The sequence below is a fragment of the Pseudomonas sp. Y5-11 genome, assembly GCF_022368695.1.
Classification (GTDB): Bacteria; Pseudomonadota; Gammaproteobacteria; order Pseudomonadales; family Pseudomonadaceae; genus Aquipseudomonas; species Aquipseudomonas parakoreensis.
Window position 1 is genome coordinate 3,773,462 of sequence record NZ_CP058974.1, and the last position, 23,741, is coordinate 3,797,202.

The 23,741-nt window shown below is 59.5% G+C and carries 15 protein-coding genes; 7 read left to right on the top strand and 8 right to left on the bottom strand.

Features of this window, described 5'->3' with window-relative positions; all coding sequences use genetic code 11:
- Positions 1 to 24 precede the first annotated feature (24 nt).
- On the top strand, positions 25 to 402 hold the full coding sequence (locus tag HXW87_RS16665; protein WP_016774860.1) for a response regulator: 378 nt from the start codon (positions 25 to 27) through the stop codon (positions 400 to 402).
- 114 nt (positions 403 to 516) lie between these two features.
- On the opposite strand, the gene HXW87_RS16670 is transcribed toward HXW87_RS16665, so the two are convergent.
- The 6 genes from HXW87_RS16670 to mexE form a co-directional block, all read right to left on the bottom strand.
- On the bottom strand, positions 517 to 2,187 hold the full coding sequence (locus HXW87_RS16670; RefSeq protein WP_047294605.1) for an ATP-binding protein: 1,671 nt from the start codon (positions 2,185 to 2,187) through the stop codon (positions 517 to 519).
- Positions 2,184 to 3,686, bottom strand: coding sequence for an ATPase domain-containing protein (locus HXW87_RS16675; protein WP_047294604.1), 1,503 nt, complete (start codon positions 3,684 to 3,686; stop codon positions 2,184 to 2,186). Before HXW87_RS16675 ends, HXW87_RS16670 begins: the two co-directional genes overlap by 4 nt.
- A 140-nt stretch (positions 3,687 to 3,826) precedes the next feature.
- Positions 3,827 to 4,882 carry a tetratricopeptide repeat protein gene (locus tag HXW87_RS16680; protein WP_121185581.1) on the bottom strand — a complete coding sequence of 352 codons (1,056 nt, stop codon included), beginning with the start codon at positions 4,880 to 4,882 and terminating at the stop codon, positions 3,827 to 3,829.
- A gap of 258 nt (positions 4,883 to 5,140) precedes the next feature.
- On the bottom strand, positions 5,141 to 6,562 hold the full coding sequence (locus tag HXW87_RS16685) for a TolC family protein (RefSeq protein WP_041064275.1): 1,422 nt from the start codon (positions 6,560 to 6,562) through the stop codon (positions 5,141 to 5,143).
- Positions 6,562 to 9,750 carry an efflux RND transporter permease subunit gene (locus HXW87_RS16690; RefSeq protein WP_239776699.1) on the bottom strand — a complete coding sequence of 1,063 codons (3,189 nt, stop codon included), beginning with the start codon at positions 9,748 to 9,750 and terminating at the stop codon, positions 6,562 to 6,564. Before HXW87_RS16690 ends, HXW87_RS16685 begins: the two co-directional genes overlap by 1 nt.
- Positions 9,751 to 9,765: 15 nt before the next feature.
- Positions 9,766 to 11,019: a multidrug efflux RND transporter periplasmic adaptor subunit MexE gene (gene mexE, locus HXW87_RS16695; protein ID WP_047294597.1), complete on the bottom strand. Its 1,254-nt coding sequence runs from the start codon at positions 11,017 to 11,019 to the stop codon at positions 9,766 to 9,768.
- 426 nt (positions 11,020 to 11,445) lie between these two features.
- Between mexE and HXW87_RS16700 the strand changes: the two genes are divergently transcribed.
- On the top strand, positions 11,446 to 12,624 hold the full coding sequence (locus tag HXW87_RS16700) for a sugar transporter (protein WP_182401284.1): 1,179 nt from the start codon (positions 11,446 to 11,448) through the stop codon (positions 12,622 to 12,624).
- 16 nt (positions 12,625 to 12,640) lie between these two features.
- On the opposite strand, the gene HXW87_RS16705 is transcribed toward HXW87_RS16700, so the two are convergent.
- A complete protein-coding gene (locus HXW87_RS16705) occupies positions 12,641 to 13,570 on the bottom strand; it encodes a LysR family transcriptional regulator (protein ID WP_095669104.1) in 930 nt (309 codons plus the stop codon).
- A 270-nt stretch (positions 13,571 to 13,840) separates the two neighbouring features.
- Between HXW87_RS16705 and HXW87_RS16710 the strand changes: the two genes are divergently transcribed.
- The 4 genes from HXW87_RS16710 to pgm all read left to right on the top strand — a co-directional run bounded on the left by HXW87_RS16710 (position 13,841) and on the right by pgm (position 20,063).
- Entirely contained in the window at positions 13,841 to 14,863 is a 1,023-nt protein-coding gene (locus HXW87_RS16710) for a zinc-dependent alcohol dehydrogenase family protein (RefSeq protein ID WP_047294577.1), read from the top strand.
- A 547-nt stretch (positions 14,864 to 15,410) separates the two neighbouring features.
- Positions 15,411 to 16,871 carry a hypothetical protein gene (locus HXW87_RS16715; protein WP_239776708.1) on the top strand — a complete coding sequence of 487 codons (1,461 nt, stop codon included), beginning with the start codon at positions 15,411 to 15,413 and terminating at the stop codon, positions 16,869 to 16,871.
- A 48-nt stretch (positions 16,872 to 16,919) separates the two neighbouring features.
- The gene (locus tag HXW87_RS16720) at positions 16,920 to 18,320 is read left to right on the top strand and encodes a PLP-dependent aminotransferase family protein (protein ID WP_182401282.1); all 1,401 of its coding nucleotides are present in this window, start codon (positions 16,920 to 16,922) and stop codon (positions 18,318 to 18,320) included.
- Between the two features lie 96 nt (positions 18,321 to 18,416).
- Complete coding sequence (gene pgm, locus HXW87_RS16725) at positions 18,417 to 20,063, top strand: phosphoglucomutase (alpha-D-glucose-1,6-bisphosphate-dependent) (RefSeq protein ID WP_182401280.1); 1,647 nt, start codon at positions 18,417 to 18,419, stop codon at positions 20,061 to 20,063.
- A 173-nt stretch (positions 20,064 to 20,236) separates the two neighbouring features.
- Here the strand turns inward: pgm and HXW87_RS16730 are convergent, their stop codons facing one another.
- The gene (locus HXW87_RS16730) at positions 20,237 to 20,932 is read right to left on the bottom strand and encodes a pirin family protein (RefSeq protein WP_182401278.1); all 696 of its coding nucleotides are present in this window, start codon (positions 20,930 to 20,932) and stop codon (positions 20,237 to 20,239) included.
- A gap of 279 nt (positions 20,933 to 21,211) precedes the next feature.
- On the opposite strand from HXW87_RS16730, the gene HXW87_RS16735 reads away from it, so the two are divergent.
- On the top strand, positions 21,212 to 23,686 hold the full coding sequence (locus HXW87_RS16735) for a UvrD-helicase domain-containing protein (RefSeq protein WP_239776719.1): 2,475 nt from the start codon (positions 21,212 to 21,214) through the stop codon (positions 23,684 to 23,686).
- Positions 23,687 to 23,741: the final 55 nt, after the last annotated feature.

Sequence of the window (23,741 nt, forward strand, 5' to 3'; positions counted from 1 at the left end):
CTATTGACCGAACAAAGGCTTCCCATGAGCGTAGATGCACAAGATGTAGTACTCGTCGTCGAGGACGAACCGGTTATCTTGATGGTGCTGACAGACTATCTGTCGGGGCAGGGTTACCGCGTGTTGCAGGCCGAAAACGGCGAGCAGGCGTTCGAGATTCTCGCGAGCAAACCGCATCTGGACATGCTGATCACTGACTTCCGCCTGCCGGGCGGGATCTCCGGCGTGCAGATCGCCGAGCCGGCAGTCAAGCTGCGTCCGGACCTGAAAGTAATCTTCATCAGCGGCTACCCGCAGGAAATCCGCGAGACCGGCAGCCCGATCACCAGCAAGGCGCCGATCCTGGAAAAACCGTTCGATCTGGACGTGTTGCAGGAAAAGATTCAGGAATTGCTGGCCTGATCAAAAACACTGAAATGCCCCTGTAGGAGCTGCCGCAGGCTGCGATCTTTTGATTTTAAAAAACAAGATCAAAAGATCGCAGCCTGCGGCAGCTCCTACAGGCGTTTTTGGGGGTCAGTTCTTGATCATCTCGCGGACCTTGGCGGTCAGCAGATCAAAGGTGAACGGCTTGGTGATCATCTGCATGCCCGGGTCGAGGAACCCGCCGCGCACAGCGGCGTGCTCGGCATAACCGGTAATGAACAGCACCTTCAGCCCCGGCCGGTACTGCCGACCGATTTCCGCCAGTTGCCGGCCGTTCATGCCCGGCAGGCCGACGTCACTGATCAACAGATCAATGCGCTGCGTCGAGTTGAGGATCGGTAAGGCGCCATCGGCATCGCCGGCTTCGACAAATGCATAACCCAACTCACTGAGCACTGCACTGACCAGCACGCGCACGGCAGGGTCGTCTTCGACGATCAACACCGTCTCGCCGTCCATCGCCTCCGGGGCCTGTTGAACAGCGGACACCGGATGCTCCAGTTCCTCGCCGCGGAAGCGCGGCAGGTACAGTTTGACCGTGGTGCCCTGATCGATTTCGCTGTCGATCGAGACGTGACCACGGGACTGTTTGCTGAAACCATAGATCATCGACAGGCCTAAACCGGTACCCTGGCCGATCGGTTTGGTGGTGAAGAATGGATCGAACGCGCGGTTGATCACGCTCTGTGGCATGCCGCTGCCGTTGTCGGTGACGCTGAGCATGACGTACTCGCCAGGTTCGAGGTTGGTGTAGGCCTCGGTGAACTCCTGTTTAAGGACCTGATTGCTGGTTTCGACCACCAGTTTGCCACCCTCGGGCATCGCATCCCGGGCGTTGAGCACCAGGTTGAGCAGGGCACTTTCCAGTTGATTGGGGTCGGCTTCAGCGACCCACAAATCGTCGTTCAGGCGCATGTCGAGCTGAATGCTTTCGTTGAGGCTGCGTTGCAGCAACTCGCCCATCGACAGCACCAGGGTATTCATCTGCACGGCTTTGGAGTCCAGCGATTGCCGGCGGGAAAATGCCAGCAAACGGTGGGTCAGGCCGGCGGCGCGGTTGGCTGAGGTGACGCCCAGATCGATCAGGCTGTCGAGGTCATCAAGGCGCCCGCGAGCCAGTCGCCGGCGCAGTAATTCAAGGCTGCCGATGATCCCGGTGAGCATGTTGTTGAAGTCGTGAGCAATACCGCCGGTGAGTTGACCGACCGCTTCCATTTTCTGCGACTGACGCAAGGCTTCTTCGTTGTGGCGAAGCTGGGCGGTGCGTTCCTCGACTTGCTGCTCGAGGGTTTCAAGGGTTGATTGCAGGCGCCGTTCACTTTCACTCAGATCGATCAGGCGATCACGGGCTTCGTACTGTCGTCGTCGCCCGCGCAGGGCGGTGGACACCAGACTGACCAGGGTCGCCGGATGAAACGGACGCTCGAGAAAGGTCACGTTGCCCAATAATTCACTCAGGCGTGAGGAGGGGCCTTGTTCGGGGCCGCCGTGGTGCGTCAGCAAGACGATCGGCAGATCCGACCAGGCCGGTTGCTGCTCCAGAAAATGCAGAAGCGTTTCCAGTTCCGGGCCGCGCAACGCTTCGGCGGCAATCAACAAGAGCCCGGCGCCAGGTTCCAGTTCAGCGCACAATGCGCCCAGATCCGGGGTGATGACCCCGCCGTAACCCGCCTCATTGAGGATCATCAGCGCCACTTGGCTGTCGCGGCCCATGGGCGCGAGAATCAGCGCCCGTTCCGGCAGTGAAACGGAGGCTGTCACAAGGCTTCTTCCCGCAACAGCGGATTGCTGGCGCCAAGGTAAGTCGGTACGCCCCGCAACACACCCTGGAACGCTTCCAGCGGTTCGCCAATGGTCATGCCCTGGCCCGAAATGCGGAATTCACGGATGGTCGACTCGTGGTTGCCGGTGCGTTTCTTGATAATGGAAATGGCTCGGCGGACTTTGCCGATGGCTTCGAAGTAGCGCAGCAGGATCACCGTGTCGGCCAGGTAAGTGATATCGACTGGCGCCTGCATGTCGCCGACCAGACCATGCTGGGCAACCGTCATGAATGTCGCCGCACCTTTGCGGTTCAGATACAGCAGCAACTCATGCATGTGCAGCACCAGCGCGTTTTCTTCCGGCATCGCGGCCTGATAGCCGTTGATACTGTCGATCACGACGGTCTTGATGTTGCCCTCATCGACGCAGCGACGCACCCGGTGCGAGAACTCGCCGGGGGACAGTTCGGCGGCGTCCACCTGATCGATCAGCAGGTTGCCGGTCGCTTGCAGGGCCTTGAGGTCGATGCCGATATTTTTCATCCGCTCGAAGAGTAGACCCAGCTCTTCATCAAAGATGAACAGCGCTGCCTTTTCACCGCGTGCTACGGCAGCGGCAGCAAAGATCATTGAAATCAGCGATTTGCCGGTACCGGCCGGGCCCAGGATCAATGTGCTGGAACCGGTCTCGATGCCACCACCGAGCAGGGCGTCCATTTCCTTGATGCCGCTGGTCAATTGCAGGCGTGGATAGTCGCCACGGTGTTCGGCAGCGACCAGGCGCGGAAATACATGGACCCCGTCGCCCATGATGGTGAAGTCATGGTAACCGCCACGGTACTTCTGCCCGCGGTACTTGATGATGCGTACGCGGCGGCGCTCGGCACCGTAATTGGGGGTCAGCTCTTCGAGGCGGATGACGCCGTGGGCGACGCTGTGCACGGTCTTGTCGAGGGACTCGGTGGTCAGGTCGTCAAGCAGCAGGACCGTGGCGTCGTAACGCACGAAGTAATGTTTGATCGCCAGAATCTGCCGGCGGTAACGCAGCGAGCTTTGCGCCAGCAGGCGGATCTCCGACAGGCTGTCGAGCACTACACGGGTCGGTTTGAAGCGCTCGACCACCTCGAAAATCTGCTTGGTGGCTTCACCGAGCTCAAGGTCGGAGGAGTACAGCAGGCTTTGCTGATGTTCGGCGTTGAGCAGGCTTTCCGGCGGTGTCAGTTCGAAAATCTCGATGTTCTCGTTCAGTTCCCAGCCGTGAGAGGCTGCGCCCTGGCGCAATTCACGCTCGGTTTCCGACAGTGTGATGTACAGACAGCGTTCGCCGGCACGGGCGCCCGCCAACAGGAAATGCAACGCGACGGTGGTTTTGCCTGTACCGGGTTCACCCTCGAGCAAAAACACATGCCCTCGGGACAGACCACCGGCGAGGATGTCATCCAGGCCAATGATGCCGGTGGCGGCTTTTGCACTGATCAACTCGTTGGACGTAGACAAAGAATGCCCTCTCATGACTAGGGGAATCGAGGCAGCAGGCTGTACCAGCCGTTGTGCTCTACCTGATTACTTGACCGCTACCGCTCATGACGGTTCCGAGGTTTCGATAGCAAAGTGTCATTGAATCAGCTGCCAACGGCTCAAAGTCCCTGCTGCAGGGCCGGGTCGTCGGGGTTCATCTGCTCCAGTTGCGCCAGCAGAATCTGCACGTTCTGCAACTGTCCGCTTTCCTTCCAGTAATTGATCAACAGCACCCGTGCCTTACGGTCGGCGGGGTGGCGCTGCACGACTTCCTGCAGTTGTTTTTGCGCTGCTTCCAGTTCTTCGGCGGCATGCAGGGTGGTGGCGAGGTCGTAGCGGTAATCCTTGTTGTCCGGTTCCAGTTCGACGGCTTTGGACAAGCCGAGCAGGGCGAACTCACGCTGGCCGTGGTGCAACAGCCACAGGCCCAAGGCGTGTTGCAGATAGGCGGAATCCGGCTGCGCCTGCAGTTGTTTGGCGAGCAACTGGCGCGCGGCGTCGCTCTGACCCTGGCGATCGAGCACATCGATTTGCATCACCAGCGCCGGCAGGTTGCCCGGTTCCAGACGCAGCGTGTTGTCCAGCGCTTGCTGCGCCTGTTTGAGCTCGGCGTTGTGCAGATACAGGCGCGCCAGCTGCGCAAAGGTGGCGGCGCTTTCCGGTTGGCCCTTGAGCACTTGTTCCCAGCCATCGATGGCTTGCTGCAACGGGGCGAAATACAGACCCAGCTCATCTGGCGTCAGACCGAGGAGGGCGTTGATCGCGGCAAAACGCACGGTTTGATCTTCATCGTCGAGCATCGGCCCGAGCAGCAGGCTGCGTTGCCCGCCAGGCACCAGCCCGACCACACTTTGAATCGCTGCCAGCCGGACTTCCGGGGCTTCGTTCTGCAGATGGGCATCGGCCAGTTTCAGCGCTTGTGGGCTTGGATAGTTGGGCAGTTCGGCCAGCAGCCAGACGCTGCGCTTGGCCGACAAGTCCGGGCGCCCCAATTGCTGGTACAACTGCCGTGCCGCCCCGGGCTGCCCGGAGCGGGCCGCCGTCAGGGCTTCGCTGTAGCCGCGCTTGATCGCCTCGGGCACTACCGGGGCGGTGGAGCGCAGAGATAACCAGGCAACGACGATGATCAGCACGAGGCCAAGGCTGATGAGCAGGTAGCGGCGGGACTGAGGCATGCGATTTCCGTGAACGGGTGTTCTTTAGCAGAGGGGCAAGCTTCGGTCAGAGAAGGCCATGAGTCAAACCCGTGCTTGCGAATTCACCTGTAGGAGCTGCCGCAGGCTGCGATCTTTTGACTTTGATGTTCAAGATCAAAAGATCGCAGCCTGCGGCAGCTCCTACAGGGGCGGGCACAAAAAAGCCCCGCGACCGAATGATACGCGGGGCAAAAAATTGGTTGGTTGCGGCCAACCAAAGGAGCGCTTTGAAAACCTTTACTTGCTGGCGACGGTTTCTGGCTGCCAGCCACCACCCAGCGCCTTGTAAATCGCCACGATGCCGCGATACAGATCAACCTCGGCCTGGGCCTGACTGTCTTCGGCGTTCAGCCGTTCACGCTGGGCGTCGAGCAGCACGAGGAAGTCGGTGGTGCCTTCGCGGTAGCGGATTTCAGCCAGGTCGGCAGCCTTGCGGCTCGATTCACTCTGACGAATCAGCGAGATCAACCGTTGCTGACGCTTGCCGTAATCGCTGAAGGCGTTTTCCGATTCTTCCAGCGCCAGCAACACTTGCTGCTCGTAGGTGGCGAGTGCGCCTTCGGCATCGGCATCGGCGCCACGCAAGCGGGCGCGCACGCTACCCAGATCGAACGCCGCCCAAGTAATGCTCGGGCCGAGTGCCCAGGCGTTGGCCGCCGAGGAGCCGATCTGCGAACCACGCCCGGCCGTCCAGCCCAGGAACCCGCTGAGGCTGACCCGTGGAAACAGGTCGGCTTTCGCTACGCCGATCCGCGCGGTGGCCGAGGCCAGTTTGCGTTCGGCGCTGAGGATGTCCGGACGGCGTTGCAGCAGCTCACCCGGATCGCCGATCGGCAAAGCCTTGGCAATTGCCGGCAAGTCTTTCGGGCTCAAGTCCACGGTCATTTTGTCCGGACGCTCACCCAAAAGGGTGGCGATGCGGTTTTTCTGCCGAACCTGTTCCGCCTGCAGTTGCGGCACGCTGGCTTCGACCGAGGCCAGACGCGCATCGGCACGTTCGACGTCGAGCTGATCACCGACGCCGGCGTCACGCAGGCTGATGGTGATCTTGCGCGACTCCTGCTGGTTTTCCAGGTTGGCCACGGCGATTTTCTCGCGCAGTTGCGCACCGCGCAGTTGACCGTAGGCGTCGACCAGTTCGGCAATCATCGTGACTTGCAACTGGTACAGATCGGCTTCGGCCGCCTGCTGGTCGGCGTCGCTGGCTTCCAGATTGCGCTGGATCCGGCCGAACAGGTCCAGCTCCCAGGCCATGTCCAGGCCCAGATCGTAGCGCTCGCTGTTGACCCGCTTGGTGGTCTGGCCGGGAATTTGTCCCTTGGCCAGATCACTGCTGGCGCGGCTGGTGATGGTCGGCATCGCATCGTTGCTGACGTCGTCGCGGATCGCCCGGGCGGCTTTCCAGCGGGCGAACGCCACGCGCAGTTGACGGTTGCCTTGCAGCGATTGCGTCACCAACTGGTTGAGGGTCGGATCGTCGAATTGCTGCCACCAGATGCCTTCGAATTTCGAACGGTCAAAGTTCTTTTGCCCGGCGGCGCCATCGGTGGCGGCCGTGATATTGGCCGCCTCCGTGGCTGGGGTCTTGTAGTCGGGGCCGACGGCGCAGGCGCTCAGCGCCAGCACCAGAAGACTCGGCAGGAAGACTTTCAGACTCATTATTGCGCCTCCAGTGGCTTTTGAAGAGCGTGCGCTCTGGCCGCTTTGCGGGCTTCCCCGCGTTCGACAAAGTTACGGATCAACACGTAGAACACGGGTGTCAGCAACAGACCGAAGAAGGTCACCCCGAGCATCCCGGAGAAAACGGCCACACCCATGGCGTGACGCATTTCGGCACCGGCACCGCTGGAGAACACCAGTGGCACTACACCCATGATGAACGCGAACGAAGTCATCAGGATCGGCCGCAGACGCAGACGGCAGGCTTCCAGTACCGCAGCCAGCGGGTCGAGGCCTTCCAGCTGTTTGTCCTTGGCGAATTCGACGATCAGAATCGCGTTCTTACAGGCCAGGCCCACCAGTACGATCAAGCCGATCTGGGTAAAGATGTTGTTGTCGCCGCCGGAGACAATCACCCCGGTGATGGCCGACAGCAGGGTCATCGGTACGATCAGGATCACCGCCAGTGGCAGGCTCCAGCTTTCGTATTGAGCGGCGAGCACGAGGAACGCCAGCAATACGCAGAGCGGGAACACGAACAGCGCGGTGTTGCCGGACAGAATCTGCTGATAGGTCAGGTCGGTCCACTCGTAGGTCATGCCGTTTGGCAGTTCATCCTTGAGCAGTTTTTCGATGGCTTTTTCGGCCTGGCCGGAGCTGTAGCCAGGGGCTGCCGCACCGTTGATTTCAGCGGTGATAAAGCCGTTGTAGTGCATCACGCGATCCGGGCCCGAGGTGTCGCTGACCTTGATGAAGGTCGCCAGCGGGATCATTTCGCCCTTGTTGTTACGCACTTTCAGCTGACCGATCTGATCGGATTCGAGGCGGAACTGCTGTTCAGCCTGAACGTTGACCTGATAGGTGCGCCCGAAGCGGTTGAAGTCGTTGGCATACAGCGAACCCAGGTAGATCTGCAGGGTGTCGAAGATGTCGCTGACGGCCACGCCGTGGGTCTTGGCCTTTTCGCGGTCGATGGCGGCATCGACTTGCGGCACGTTCACGGTGTAGCTGGTGAACAGTCCGGCCAGTTCCGGCACGTTGTGGCTCTTGGCGATGATGTTCATGGTTTCCTTGTACAGCTCGTCGTAGCCCAGGTTGCCCCGGTCTTCGATTTGCAGGCGGAAACCACCAATGGTGCCCAGGCCTTGTACCGGCGGTGGCGGGAAGATCGCCATGTACGCTTCCTGGATGTTCGCGTATTGACCGTTCAAGGCCCCGGCGATGGCACCGGCGGACATGCTCGGGTCTTTACGTTCGTCGAACGGTTTCAGGGTCACGAACACGATGCCGGCGTTCGGGCTGTTGGTGAAACCATTGATCGACAGGCCCGGGAACGCTACGGCGCTTTCCACGCCAGGTTGTTTCAGCGCCAGGTCGGACATGCGCTTGATCACGTCTTCGGTACGATCCAGGCTCGCAGCGTCCGGCAGTTGCGCGAAGGCCACCAGGTATTGCTTGTCCTGGCCGGGTACGAAACCGGTTGGTGTGCTGGAGAAACCGAAGAACGTCAGCACCATCAGGCCTGCATACAGCAGCAGAGCGATGCCGCTGCTGCGGATCACGCGGCGCACCGTGCCGACATAGCCATGGCTGGCCTTGTCAAAGAAACGGTTGAACGGGCGGAACAACCAGCCACCGAAGATCCTGTCGAGAATCCTGGAGAAGCGGTCTTTCGGCGCGTCATGCCCTTTGAGCAACACGGCGGCCAGCGCTGGCGACAGCGTCAGCGAGTTGAACGCCGAGATCACGGTCGAGATCGCAATGGTCAGCGCGAACTGCTTGTAGAACTGCCCGGTGAGGCCGGAGATGAATGCCGCCGGAACGAACACTGCACACAGCACCAGTGCGGTCGCGATGATCGGGCCGGTCACTTCGCCCATGGCCTTTTTGGTCGCATCGAACGGGTTGAGCCCCAGTTCAATGTTGCGCTCGACGTTCTCCACCACGACGATGGCGTCGTCCACCACGATACCGATCGCCAGCACCAGGCCGAACAGCGACAGGGCGTTGAGCGAGAAGCCGAACAGGTGCATGACCGCAAACGTACCGATCAACGACACCGGCACCGCCACCAATGGAATGATCGAGGCGCGCCAGGTCTGCAGGAACAGGATCACGACCAGCACCACGAGGATCAGCGCTTCGAAGAGGGTGTGAACCACCGCCTCGATCGAGCCGCGCACGAAGATCGTCGGGTCATAGACGATGCTGTAGTCCATGCCTTGCGGGAAGCCTTTCTTCAGATCTTCCATCTTGCCGCGAACTTCGTTCGAAATATCGATGGCGTTGGAGCCTGGACGCTGGAAGATCGGGATCGCTACCGCTGGCTGGTTATTCAGCAACGAACGCAGGGCGTACTGACTGGAACCCAGCTCGACACGGGCGATGTCCTTGAGGCGAGTGATCTCACCGTTGTCGCCGGAGCGAATGATGATGTTCTCGAACTCTTCCTCGGACACCAGACGGCCCTGGGTGTTGACCGACAACTGGAAGCTCTGGGCATTCGGGGCAGGGGGCGCACCGAGCTGACCGGCAGCAACCTGACGGTTCTGCTCACGAATCGCCGTCACCACGTCAGTGGCAGTCAGATTGCGCGAAGCGGTCTTGTTCGGATCGAGCCAGACCCGCAGCGAGTAATCGCCCATGCCGAACAGTTGCACGTCACCGACACCGCCCAGACGCGCCAGCTCATCCTTGATGTTGAGGATCGCGTAGTTGGACAGGTAGAGCATATCGTAGCGTTTGTCCGGCGAGGTCAAGTGCACAACCATGGTCAGGTCGGGCGAGGCCTTGTCGACGGTGATACCGATGCGCGTCACTTCCTCGGGAAGTTTCGGCTCGGTACGGGTCACCCGGTTCTGCACCTGCACCTGCGCGTTGTCCAGGTCGGTACCCAGGGCGAAGGTGATGGTCAGGGTGATCTTGCCGTCAGCGGTGGATTGCGAGGACATGTACAGCATGTTCTCGACGCCGGTGATGGCCTGCTCCAGCGGAGCGGCCACGGTTTCACCGATGACTTTGGGGTTGGCACCCGGGAAGTTGGCGCGTACCACCACGGTCGGTGGCACGACTTCCGGGTATTCGCTGATCGGTAGCTGGAACAGCGAGATCGCACCGGCGATCAGGATCAACAGCGAGAGCACCGCTGCGAAGATCGGCCGTGAAATGAAGAATTGGGAAAAATTCATCGGAGTTGTCGTCCCTTAACCGCGTGGGGTCGTAGCGGCCAGCTTCACAGCCGTACCCTGTGCACCTTTGGCAGGTGCGACTTTGGGCAGGTTGCTGGCTTCCAGCGCTTGACGTTGTTGAGCCAGAGCGGCAAGGGTCTGCTCGCTGGCCATCGGGATCACTTCAGGCGTCACCGGCGAACCCGGACGTACCCGCTGCAGGCCCTTGACGATAATCGTGTCGTCCTTGTTCAGACCGGTGCGCACGATGCGCAGGCCTTCGATCTTCGGCCCCAGTTCAACGGCGCGATAAGCGGTTTTGTTGTCCGCATCCATCACCAGCACGAACTTCTTGCCGAGGTCGGTACCGACCGCTTCGTCGTTGATCAGCATGGCGTTATAGGTACCGCTGCCGACCAGTTTCAGCCGTGCGTACAGGCCCGGGGTGTAGGTGCCGTCGCTGTTGTCGAACACCGCGCGACCACGGATGGTGCCGGTTTTCGGATTGACCTGGTTGTCGACGAAGTTCATCTGACCGAGGTGCGGGTTGCCGTCTTCGTTGGACAGGCCCATGTACACCGGCGTGGTGGCGCCACGTTGGCCGTTGCGGGCGAGTTGGGTGTATTTGAGGAACACACGCTCGTCAGCGTCGAAGTAGGCGTAGACCTTGTCAGTGGAAACCACGCTGGTCAGCGGTGTGGTGTCGGCGGTCACCAGGTTGCCGGCGGTGATCTCGGCACGGCTGACGCGGCCGCTGATTGGCGCGGTGACGCGGGTGAAACTCAGGTTCAGTTTGGCCAGATCCAGTTGCGCTTGCAGGGCGCCGACGGCGGCGCGGGCCTCTTGTGCGGCACTGGTGCGAGAGTCGGCCAGTTCAGCAGAGATCGCGTTGCTGGCGCGCAGACGTTCGCCGCGACCGGCTTCGTTTTCACTGCGGGTGGCATTGGCGCGTGCCTGGGCTACCAACGCTTCGAGACGGCGAACTTCTGCCTGGAAAGGACGCGGATCGATCTGGAACAGCAGGTCACCTTTCTTGACCAGCGCGCCTTCGGTGAACGCCACCTCGTCGATCTGGCCGGAGACCCGCGGACGGATTTCAACGGTTTCCGGCGCTTCGAGGCGCCCGGTGAATTCGTCCCACTCGTTGACCGGTTGTTCCAGCACCTTGGCCACGCTGACTTTGGCAGCGGGCATGGTGGCGGCAGTCTCCGGAGTCTTGCCGCAAGCGCTCATCACCAGCACGGCCAGCATGGCCAAGGGGAAGCGCAAATGTTTGAGTGACTGTTCCATGGAATCATCCGCCAATGTATTGAAGATGGGCGGATGATGCTCGGCGGGCTGTGATGGCACGAATCGAATGAAGCAAAGGTAACTATCATTCGGAATGATATAAGAGCGATTCGAGCCCTCTAGCATGCACCTTTCGTTAGGGTGCTATCAATTGGTTTGATGACAAATGTGTGTTGCGGATCGGGCAAGAATCCACAGACATTGAAATTGCTCGCGCGCAGAAGCAGATTCACCGCACCATTACTTGCTTCCTATCGACCCTGAGCGGCCAATAAATGACCGAACAGCGCGGGTTCTTGTGGCTTGTTCAGTGTACCCGGCGTCCCCTGAACGCATTCGGCAATCGGTGTACGAGTCACCGACAGATGGGCACAGATCGCTTGCGCACAGCTCGCGCGCGATCATCGACGAGTAATAAGACGTTCAATGAGTGATTCTACGGCGACAAACACCGGCAACTGGTACGCAGTCATTGCCCTGGCATTGGCCGCGTTTGTGTTCAACACCACCGAGTTTGTGCCGGTCGGGCTGTTGAGCTCGATCGGCAGCAGCTTCGCCATGTCGACGGCGCAGGTCGGTCTGATGCTGACCATTTACGCGTGGGTGGTGTCTCTGACGTCGCTGCCGATCATGCTGCTGACGCGCAACGTCGAGCGACGCAAACTGTTGCTCGTGCTGTTCGCAATGTTTATCGCCAGCCACATTCTGTCGGGTCTGGCGACCAGCTTCGGGGTGCTGCTGGTGAGCCGGATCGGCGTGGCGCTATCGCATGCGCTGTTCTGGTCGATCACCGCTTCTCTGGCCGTGCGCCTGGCTCCGCCGGGCAAGCAGGTTCAGGCGCTGGGCTTGCTCGCAACCGGTACTTCGCTGGCGATGGTGCTGGGCATTCCCCTCGGCCGCTTGCTGGGGGAGGCCATGGGCTGGCGCACCACGTTCATCGTGATCGCGGGCTTCGCGGCAGCACTGGTGTTCTGTCTGGCGAAGGTGCTGCCGTTGCTGCCCAGCCAGAACTCGGGCTCGCTCAAGAGCCTGCCTATATTGCTGAAGCGACCTGCGCTGGTATCCGTTTATGTCCTGACAGCTCTGGTGGTGACTGCCCAGTTCACCGCCTACAGCTACATCGAGCCGTTCGTACTGACCGTGGCCAACATGAGCGGTGAGGTGGTGACGCTGCTGCTGTTGTTATTCGGCGGCGCCGGCATTTTCGGCTCGCTGCTGTTCAGCTATTTGCACAGCTATAACCCGCAACGTTTTCTGATCATCTGCGTATCGGTGCTCGCCTTGTGCCTGGCGTTGCTGTTGCCGTTCAGCGGCAACGTCTCATACCTCGGCGTGCTGAGTGTGTTCTGGGGCATGGCGATCATGGGCTTCGGGCTGGCGCTGCAGTCGAAAGTCCTGGTGCTGGCGCCGGACGCCACCGACGTGGCGATGGCGCTGTTTTCCGGGATCTACAACATCGGCATCGGCGGCGGGGCACTGGTGGGCAGTTGGGTCGGCAGCCAGTTCGGCTTTGCTTACGTCGGGCTTGTCGGCGGGATGCTGGCGGCGTTGGCGTTGGCGTCTTACTGCGTGTCGATCTATCGCATCAGCCGGCCGAGGACTTGAGCCTTTGGCTGCCTGCTTAATGTGCGGGCAGCTCAAGGCTGTCAGGATCCCCGAAAAACATCTGAATCCGCGACCGCAACCAGCGCTCCCCTGGATCGTTGTCCTGCGATCCACGCCAGGCCATGTGCAGCTCAAACGTGCGCGTCGGCAACGGTGGATCTTCTGCGCGCACACCGCCCGCCGCCGTCAGCGCATCCGCCGTGTAATCCGGCACCGTCGCAACGATGTCGGTACCGGCCAGCAACGTGCTCAAGCCGTTGAACTGCGGCACGGCCAGCACCACGTGGCGCTTGCGCCCGAGTTTCTCCAGCTCTTCATCGATGAAGCCACTCAGGTCGCCGGCGAACGACACCAGCGCATGCGGACGCGCGCAGTAGTCATCCAGGCTGAGCGGGCCGGGCACGGTGTCGGCGCGCAGCAGCTTCGGCTGGCTGCGACGCAGCACCTTGCGTTTGGCGTTGGCCGGCAGGTCGGTGGTGTAGCTGACGCCGATGGAAATTTCGCCGGAGGCCAGCAGGCTTGGCATCAATATGTAGTTGACCCGGCGCACGACGAGGACGATCCCCGGTGCTTCGGCGCGCAGGCGTTTGAGCAGCATCGGTAGCAGGGCGAATTCGACGTCGTCGGACAGGCCGATGCGAAATACCGAAGTGCTGGTGGCCGGATCGAAGTCCGCCGCTCGGCTGACGGCGGTGGAAATCGAGTCGAGTGCCGGGGAGAGCAGGGCGAAGATTTCCACGGCGCGAGCGGACGGTTCCATGCTGCGTCCGGTGCGCACGAACAACGGGTCATCGAACAGGCTGCGCAGGCGCGAGAGCGCTGCACTGATCGCCGGCTGGCCGAGAAACAGCTTCTCGGCGGCACGGGTCACGCTGCGTTCGTGCATCAACGTTTCGAATACGATCAACAGGTTCAGGTCGACACGACGCAGGTCATTACGATTCATCTGGAGTCCTGGCAGAGTCATCAAGCTTGACGAGAGCGACCATATGAGAACAATGGCCGGCATGAATATTACGGGGAAAGGCTGGTACTCTGCACCGCTAAATTCAGCTTTACCGAGCCGGTTGCGGCATTTTTTTCATCGATTTTGCCAATGCCGTTCATACTGCGGAATCAATGACAGGCATGTCGACTATTAATAGCCACTGATAGTCTTGGGTCAAAAGCCCAGATAGAGTTCAGGGCATTAGAGGTTACTTTGACGAGGTTTGCGATGTCCCGCACGATCCGTTTTCACAAGTTTGGTCCGGCCGAGGTGCTCAAATGCGAAGAGCATGCGGCCGCTCAGCCAGGTCCTGGCGAAGTGCAGGTGCGTGTCGAAGCGATCGGCATCAGCTGGTATGACATTCTCTGGCGTCAGAACCTGGCCTCGTCCCAGGCACGCTTGCCGTCCGGTCTCGGCCATGAAATGGCCGGCGTGGTCACGGCGGTCGGTGACGGTGTCGACGACCTGTCGGTTGGCGACAAGGTGGCCAGTTTTCCCGCCGAAAGCCCGAACGACTACCCGGTCTACGGCGAGCAGATCGTATTGCCACGAACCGCGCTGACTCGCTATCCGGACGTGCTCAGCCCGATCGAAGCCAGCGTGCATTACACGCCGCTGTTGATCGCCTATTTCGCCTATGCCGATCTGGCGCGGGTCAAACCCGGGCAGTTTGCCCTGGTCACTGACGCCAGCCATTGCGCCGGTCCGTCCTTTGTCCAGTTGGGCAAAGCCATGGGGGTGCGGGTGATTGCCGCGACGAAAACCGCAGATGAGCGTGAATACCTGTTGTCGCTGGGTGCCGAGAAAGTCATCGTCACCGAGGAAGAAGATCTGTTGATGCGAATCAACAAGATCACCGACAACCGTGGTGTCGATGTGGTCTTTGACGGTCTTGGCGGCCCGCAGATGTCGTTGCTCGGTGATGTGCTTGCGCCGCGTGGCAGCCTGGTCCTGTATGGCCTGCAAGGCGGTAATCAGACACCATTCCCGGCCTGTGCGGCCTTTCAGAAGAACATCCAGTTCTTTGTGCACTGCATTGGCAATTTCACCGGCAAACCCGAGCTCGGTATCACTCAGGATCACGTCGCCTTGCAGCGGGCCCTGCGTGACATCAACCAGCTCACCGCCGACCGCGTATTGCTGCCGCTCAAGACTCGGGTCTTCCCGTTCAACGAGTTCGTTGAAGCGCATCGTTACATGGACGAATGCCCATGCCGCGAGCGGGTCGCCCTGCAGGTCGAACCCGCGTAACCCCCCCTCCGATCAGAGTCCGTGGCCCCACGGACTCCAGCGTGTTGCGCCCTTGCCATCACAACAGTTGCCGGATTCAGTGCCTGGCTGTCTGTGCATCTGAACCGGTTTTTGCTCGCGACCTGTATCTTTTAATCGCCCTCCAAGCCCTGATAATTGAATGATTACTTTCATCTCAAGGAATGAGCCATGTCTGTGCGTTCTGTTATTTATCCCGTGTTTAATTTTATCTCGCGAACGATGCGTCGGTTTCTGTTTAATCGGTGTAGGGTCTTTCCTATCGTCGTTCTGCTTTTCTTGTACTCAAAGTTCGTGGGACGTTGTAAGAAGTTTCCTCAGATATTTTTCTATCAGATAAAACCCAATGTAAACAATGGCTTGCGTCACTTTTGATGGTGTCTCTGCCAGCATCTTGGGTACATGTGTTTCAAATAACTTCAAAATCATAAGTGTTAGTATTTGATCGTCTATTACTTATTGATGAATTTATCGCGCCAGTGTCTTCATTGATGCGCGATATGAATTTTTTACGCCGGGTAAAGTACTGATGAGCACGATCCATGATCAGGCAATGAACTATGTCTACCAGCAAGTACTGCAACGTTTGCTGAGTTTCTTTTCCAGAGCCGAACGGACTGCACTGCAGCTCCTGATCCAGCGGCTGATGGTCGCCGCCGGCGGAGCGGAACGCATGGGTGACTACAAGGTTCTGGTGACCCCCTCCGGTACTCGCGACAGCTGCTATACCCTGGCGTTGCTGCGTGCCGCTCAACTGAGTATCGCCGGCCGCGCCCCGGCCACTTTCAAGTTGCGTGTCGCCATCCTGCGCAGCGGCGGCATGGGCGGTGCCCCACTCGACAATCTGCATCGCAGCTTTGCTGCACTGTTTCTTTACGATGACCCGCGGGTCGAATTGCTGATGGTGGATCACCGTCAAGTACTGCCGTTCAATCACCTGAAATCACCTGACAAGGAGAGTGCGGACGCCAATCGCATCAATCTATTGATGATGGGGCACCGCCGGGCGAGGGACGAGCAGCTTGAATTGTGGGACGACGTTTGCCTGGCGCGGGCCGAGTTTTGCGGCCAGATTGCCCGCTGGAACAATGGAGTTGACGCCTGGGTTGCCAGTGAGTCGCCGCGGCGCCAGAAGCAATTCATCAATGATCTCGCGCGAGCGGTGCAGAAAGCCGGCCTGGAGGCTCCGCCATCCAATGCCGTCTCATTCGATGATTTGTTCGCGATTCTCGACGGCCTGGGGGGGGATCTGTATCGCGGTCTTTACGCCGAATCCGAACTATTGCGCTGGCGTCCCGAAGACGGATTCGAGTCGTGCCGTCGCACTACATTCCTCGATATTCACGACATGGCAGTGGGCAAGCTGGAGGAGCGCTGGCCGTTGCTTAGCGAGTTTCTCGGGTTTCAGGCGGAGGAATGGGTGTTTCATCAGGGCGAAGGTGAATACGCCGATCCTTTGATTGAGGCTCATCTTCGCGGTCTTGAGGCCGAGTATATTGACGGAAGCGGTTATGAATGCGGTTTTGCGGAACATGTTCAGCGCATGCTGGTAAGAATGCAGCAAATGCAGGTGCCGGATCCGGTTTGTGAACAGATGATCGCGAGGCTAGGGTTACAGCAGACTGAGAAGTTGCGTGAAGAGGCGGCAACAGCTCTGCACCAGACCTACGGTCTTAACGAAGCGCAATGGGTGTGTTTGCTGTTCACGCCGTTCATCGAACGGGGGGCCGGGCTTGAGCGGTTTCTGCGCAGTTGTCATCCCGGCATGTTGGTGGCATTGCCCGATTTGCACCGGGCAATGCAAGGGCTGCACGGCCCCGAGCAAGTGTTGCAATGGATGACGGATGTCAGTGGGCTGCCAGTCAGTCTGATCGGTCATCTCTATGCCATGGAGCCGTTGCCGATCCGTGGTGCTGGCCGGTCGGCAGGAGAGGCGGCGGATGCTGGTAATGCCGACACCGGTGTGAGTAGCCGGTCAGCGGAGCGCTGAGGTGAGCGATGCATCTTTCAGGACCCCCGTCGTCCCGGCATCGGGATCATGAGGGTTGTACGAGAGCCTGGTTTCGCTTATCAGGCCGTCTATCGTTACCTGATGCGATTGATGGCGGAGACGGCTGGTGATGACAACACCAAGCTACCTTCGCTGCGTCAGCTGGCAGAGCGTCTGAACGTGTCGATTTCGACCATTCAATACGCTTATTCGTTGCTGGAGAAGGAAGGGCGGGTCTATTCAGTTGCCAAGTCCGGGTATTACGCACGGGCATCAGCAGGGCTGTCGTCTCCAGTTATTGGCAATGACCTGCTTGAAACGCTCTACATCAATACGCGGCGCCCGGGAATGCGGCTGTTGAGCGCCGAAGACCCGGTCTCCGTGCAATCGCTGGACAGCCCGTTGCTCTTACTCGAACGCGAACTGCTGCGGCAATATCCCCGGCAATCAACGCTGGTTGACCAGCCTTGCGGCGAGCTTGAATTACGCGGAGTCGTGGCAGCCCGCTATACCACTTCACCGCAGCAGTGCTGGCACGCCGAAGATGTCTACATCGGTGCGGATCTGCGCGGGGTGCTGGAAATTCTGGTTGCCGTTCTGAAGCTGAAACATGCAACGGTCCTGGTCGAGTCGCCCTGCGACTGGGTCATACTGCGGCTGCTTCAGGCTGCAGAGGTACGCGTAATCGAATTGCCGCTGCAGGCCTGCGGCGGGCTGGAACCGCAGCGCCTGGAAGCGCTGCTCAATACTGAAGATGTCAGGTTGATTGTGCTTTCTTCGGGGTTGTGCATGCCGCGTGGCACACAGGTTCCTGCAGATAATCGCAGCCGCATCGCCGGGTTGCTTGTCAAGCACGGCACCTGGGTGCTGGAAAACGATTGTTATGGTGAACTCAGCGAAGCAATGGACGGCGGGTGCCTGCGTGACTTGCTGGATCCCGAACGGCTGATGGTTTTCTCCACGTTCGAGAAATTCATGGGGATCGAAGCACCTTACGGGGTTGTGTTGTCGCGCCAATGGAAGAGCGAACTACTGCGGCATTTCCTGATGCGTTCGTTCCGACTGTCACCCATCCGCCAGAAAGCGATCGCTCGACTGTATGGAAACGGTCGGATCGATCAGCATCTGCATGTCCTTCGTCGGCTGCTCAGGGAGCGTCGGGCGCCCATGATCCACTTGCTGCGCGAGCGCTTGAGCGATGCACTGCAGGTCGTTGAGCCGCAGGGCGGTGCAACCGTCTGGGTGCGAGCAAAGCGTCCGGTGGACATGCGCGATGTATTTCAGCGCCTGCTCAGACAGCAGGTTCTGATCGCGCCGGGAGAGCTGTTCAGTTTGCAGGGTTTGCACCGTCGGCATCTGCGTCTGAATCTACTGGATCAGGGGGAAACCGGCTTGAGCGGGGCGATTGCAATGCTCGGGGATGCATTGCGCCTGGCTGCTGTGGAATGAACGTTGGAAAGCGTCGGATAGATCCCGTCGCGCTGCGGTCAAACTGCCAGTAAACTGCGCTGTATTTCCTGAACCACTCTATTTCAGAGGTTTTGCATGACTATCAGTCCTTTTGCGGGCAAACCGGCACCGGCAGAATTGTTGGTCGACATCCCGCGACTGGTAACGGCTTATTACACCGGCCAACCGGACGCTTCGATTTCCACCCAGCGTGTGGCGTTTGGTACTTCCGGGCATCGGGGCAGCTCCTTTGACCTGAGCTTCAATGAGTGGCACGTTCTGGCGATCAGCCAGGCGATCTGCCTGTACCGCGAAGCACAGGGCATTGATGGCCCGTTGTTTGTCGGTATCGACACTCACGCACTGTCGACCCCCGCCGGAGCCAGTGCGCTGGAGGTGCTGGCAGCCAACGGCGTGACCGTGATGATCGCCGAAGGTGACGAATACACGCCGACGCCGGCGGTTTCGCATGCAATTCTCTGCTACAACCGTGGCCGTACTTCTGGCCTGGCCGATGGCATCGTCATCACGCCGTCGCACAACCCGCCACAAAGTGGTGGCTACAAATACAACCCTACCAATGGCGGCCCGGCCGACACCCATATCACCAAGTGGATCGAAGCCAAAGCCAATGAACTGCTGGCCAACAAGCTGGCGGGTGTCAAACGCATCAGCTACGAGCAGGCGCTCAAGGCGAGCACCACGCACCGCCATGACTACCTCAACACCTACGTCGCCGACCTGATCAACGTGATCGACTTCGATGCCATTCGTGGCGCCAAATTGCGCCTGGGTGTCGATCCGCTGGGTGGAGCAGGGGTGCGTTACTGGTCGGCAATTGCCGAGCATTATCGTCTTGATCTGGACGTTGTTAACAAACAGGTCGATTCGACGTTCCGTTTCATGACGGTCGATTGGGACGGTCAGATTCGCATGGACCCATCGTCCAGCCATGCGATGCAAGGTTTGATCGGTCTCAAGGAACGTTACGACGTGGCGTTCGCCTGCGACCCGGATCACGACCGTCATGGCATTGTTACGCCTTCAGGCGGTCTGCTGGCACCGAACAACTATCTGGCGGTATCCATCGATTATCTGTTCCAGAACCGCCCGCAATGGCGCGCCGACGCTGCCGTGGGTAAAACCGTGGTCAGCAGTGGCCTGATTGATCGTGTGGCCAAGCGCCTGGGTCGGCGCTTGTATGAAGTCCCGGTCGGCTTCAAATGGTTTGCCGATGGACTGTTCGACGGCTCATTGGGTTTTGGTGGCGAGGAGAGTGCCGGCGCTTCGTTCCTGCGCAAGGATGGCGGCGTCTGGAGCACCGACAAGGACGGCCTGATTCCAGCTCTGCTGGCGGCTGAAATGACTGCGCGTACCGGTCGTGACCCAAGCCAGGTCTATCACGCTCTGACCGATGAGCTGGGCGAACCGTTCTCGGTGCGCGTCGATGCCAAGGCCAACCCTGAGCAGAAAGCCCTGCTGAGCAAACTGTCGCCGGAGCAAGTGACGTCGACCGAACTGGCGGGCGAGAAGATTCAGAGCATTCTCAGCCATGCGCCGGGCAACGATCAGGCCATCGGCGGTTTGAAGGTGATGACCGAAAACGGTTGGTTCGCTGCACGTCCTTCCGGCACCGAAGACATCTACAAGATCTACGCCGAAAGCTTCATTGGCGACGACCACCTGAAGCAACTGGTGGCTGAAGCGCAAACGCTGGTGGATGGCGCAATCAGCACCAAGTGATCTTCAGGGAGGTGAGTTCTTCCTGTGGTGAGGGGATTTATCCCCGATGGACTGCGTAGCAGTCCGCTCCATTGAAAAGACGGCCGCTTTGCGGCCTATCGGGGATGAATCCCCTCGCTACAAAAAAAGGGCGACTGTAATGGTCGCCCTTTTTTTGCCCGCAAATCAGCCGATCAAGCCAGATCCACCAAAACGACTTCGCTGTCTTCGAGCGCTGTCACCCTCAGTACTGATTCATGCTCGACGGCAACGCCATCTCGAGCTTGTGCACGCAAGCCATTGACTTCAATCAGGCCGGTGGCGGGCACCAGATACGCACGGCGTCCTGCATCCAGTTGATATTCAGCTGTTTCGCCCGCCTTGAGGTTGGCTGCGACCAGTCGCGCATCGGCGCGAATGCGCAAGCTCTGATCATCGCCTTCTTTGCCGCTGGCCAGGGTGACAAAGCCTTCGCGCTGACCTTTGGGGAACGGTTTGGCACCCCACGATGGCGGCGCCCCGGTTTCCGTCGGCAGAATCCAGATCTGAAAGATTCGGGTCTCTTTGTCTTCCAGGTTGTACTCACTGTGCGCAATGCCGGTACCGGCGCTCATGACCTGTACGTCGCCGGCTTCGGTCCGGCCCTTGTTGCCAAGGTTGTCCTGATGGGTAATCGCACCTTCACGCACGTAGGTGATGATTTCCATGTCGCGGTGCGGATGTAACGGGAACCCGGTGCCGGCGGCGATGACGTCGTCATTCCACACCCGCAGATTGCCCCAGTTCATGCGTTGCGGGTCGTAGTATTCGGCGAACGAAAAGTGGTGATGGGCATCCAGCCAGCCGTGATGAGCGCCGCCCAGCGTGTTGAAAGGTCTGAGTTCAAGCATGATCGTCTCCTCAAAAGGTCCGTCATGGGGCGTAACGCCAGAGCCACGAAGCGAGACCGTCGGTTAATGACGAGCATCATCCATCAGTCAATCATCGATAAAAAGCGTAAAAAGTGCGGCATTCTCATCGAATCCGTTGATGGGAAGCGGGTTCGAAACGGTCTCACCCCACTTTCATTTCATCGCCTAAACCTATGAGCTGTAAGCATTTCGCTAGAACTCAGGGGCAAATAAAGACACCATAGCCCCCAACAGCCTCACACACTGGAGCCCCTCAGCGTGGCGCAACACACTCCCGATCTGCCTCCCGAACTCCGTCCACTGGCCGAGATGCCATGGTTCAAGCGTCTGGCCGCGCGTTTCTTCGGCCACGGCCTGACGCGCTTGCGCGCTCAACACCGCGCGTCATGGTTGCATGGTCAGGCTGACGGCTTTCGCAGTGGCCACACCGCTGGTGTGGAGTACGGCTTCAAGGAGGGCAAACTCGAAGGCCTGGAGGAGGGTCGGCAAGTGCTGTTGATTCGTGACAGTCGCAGCACCGAACATCGTCCGCCGAACGTGGACAATCATTTGTTCGACGACTGGCGCCTGCCCCTCAGTGCCGAGCTGAAGAAGCGTATGAAGGCCGATGTGGCGCGCTTGCTGCCCGAACATGCTCAGCCAAGCGCCGCGCAATGGAAAATGATTTTCAGTGATACGCCTTCGACCTCGGTGATTGCCGGTGCCGGAGCGGGCAAATCGACGACGCTGGTGCTAAGGCTTGTGTTGCTCACTCACTACCTGGGCTTTGAACTTGATTCGATGACCGTGGTGACCTTCACCCGCGAGTCGCGCAAGGACTTCATCAACAAACTGATCGAATTGTTTGCGCTCTGGGGCTTGGCCCTGAGCCTGAAACAGGCGCGGGAACTGGTGCGCACCTTTCACTCGCGGATTCTGCCGATGGTGCGCAGTCTGCCGGGATTTGAGCGCTTGCAGGCGTTCGAGAACCTCAGCGACCGAATTCAGGGTGCTGACGAAGAGGTCGACAGCAATCCGTTCGATTTGCGGATCAACGACGCTCAGCGCCGCCAGCTCAATGCCTGTTACCACCGGTTGTTCACGGAAGACGAGCGTTTCCGTCAGCTCATTCAGCCGTTGGCCAAGGCGGGTTTGCAGCTCAAGGAGCTGGAACGCGATCACCCGGACGTGCAAAAGCGCATGGCGGTGACAGAGTTGGCGGCCAAGCGCGATGAAGAGCTGTGCGATGCCATCGAAGACTTGTGGTTTCGCGCAGGCGCCTGGCCGATCAAAGGCATTGAGCCCGGCCGGCAGACGTTCGAGATCAACGGTTCGACCTTTCACTGCCATGGCTACATTCCCAGCCTCGATGCCTGGGTGATGCTCGGGTTCGATCCTCGGGAAAACCCGCAGATCTGCCGACCCAACGCCAGGCTCGGAGTGCGCGCCGAGTGGGCAGTCAAGCGCACCCTGTTTCAAGCTTTCTGTCGTAAGCCATTGATTTGGTTGGATAGTTACGAAGCTTCGAAGCGGGTCTTGTCGACGTTGGCAGGCGACGCGAGCGCCGGTCCAGGCTTCGATTACAAGGTCAAAGGTGAGCTGGTTTCGGCGCCGCTGCTGGACTGCTTTGTCGCGGCGGCCGGCTTCATCGAAAACCTCGGGCTGGACGTGCCGGACGCTGTCGGCCGGATGAGTTTTGCCAAGGACGATCCGGACCGGTTCTTCTTCGAGGCGCTGAGCCTGTTCTGGCGTGCCCTGGAAGATCATTTGCTCGATCAGAAGCCGCCGGTGATGACCTATAACCGGATGTTTGCGCTGTTCAGCGAACATTCGCCAGAGAACCTCAAACTGCTCAGTGACGAGCTGCTGCGCCCCATGTCGCACTTGATGATCGACGAGTTTCAGGACGTTTCGCCGCAAATCGTCTCCTGGATCCGTGCCAGTCTGGCGGAAATCCGCAGTCGTGGCCCGGCGATGCATGTTGGGCGGGGCGCACAGCGTTCGTCGTTGCTGTGTGTGGGCGATGACTGCCAGTCGATCTACGGCTGGCGTGGCAGTTCGCCGAGCTATTTCATGGAATTCAACAAGGAATTCCCTTCACCGGGCACTACACGGGTGATGCTCAGCGACAATTACCGCAGTCATCAACACATCATCGATGCCGCTGAACACATCGTCCGTGCGGCGCCGGCAATCCCGGGCAAAAAAGCCAAAGCCAGCGGCGCCCCCAAGGCCTTGTGGCCGGTGAGCGTGCTGGAGCGCGATGATCAGGCTTTGGGGCAGCGCTTGGCCGAACACTATAATCGCGGCGATTCAATCTTGATGCTGTATCGAAAAGGTAGCGATAAGTCGTTGATTGAACAGCATATTCAGTCTGTAGTTAATGTTGATTCGAGCTTGCCGTACGAAGCGCGACGCCTGAAACAGCTGACTTACCACAGTGCCAAGGGACTGCAAGCCGATGCGGTGTTTCTGCTGGGTGACTGCCAGCACCTGACCAGTTCTCCGTACAAGAACCAGGTGTATCGCATGGCCGGCCTGGGCAAGGCTGGCGACAGTGAGCCCTATGACACGGCGCAGAAGGACGAAATATTGCGGCTGGCCTACGTCGGCATCACCCGGGCGGTCAGCCATTGCTATTGGTACGTCGAGCCGCAGGACACTCAGTCAGTCAATATGCCGAGAGCGTCTGACCGGGTGGCCCAAGACAAGGCATTCTTCGTCGATCATCGTAAGCAGCCGCAAACCGCGTGATGCACGCCCACACGCTCACGCACAAAAAAGCCCGCCGGAATTGGCGGGCTTTTTC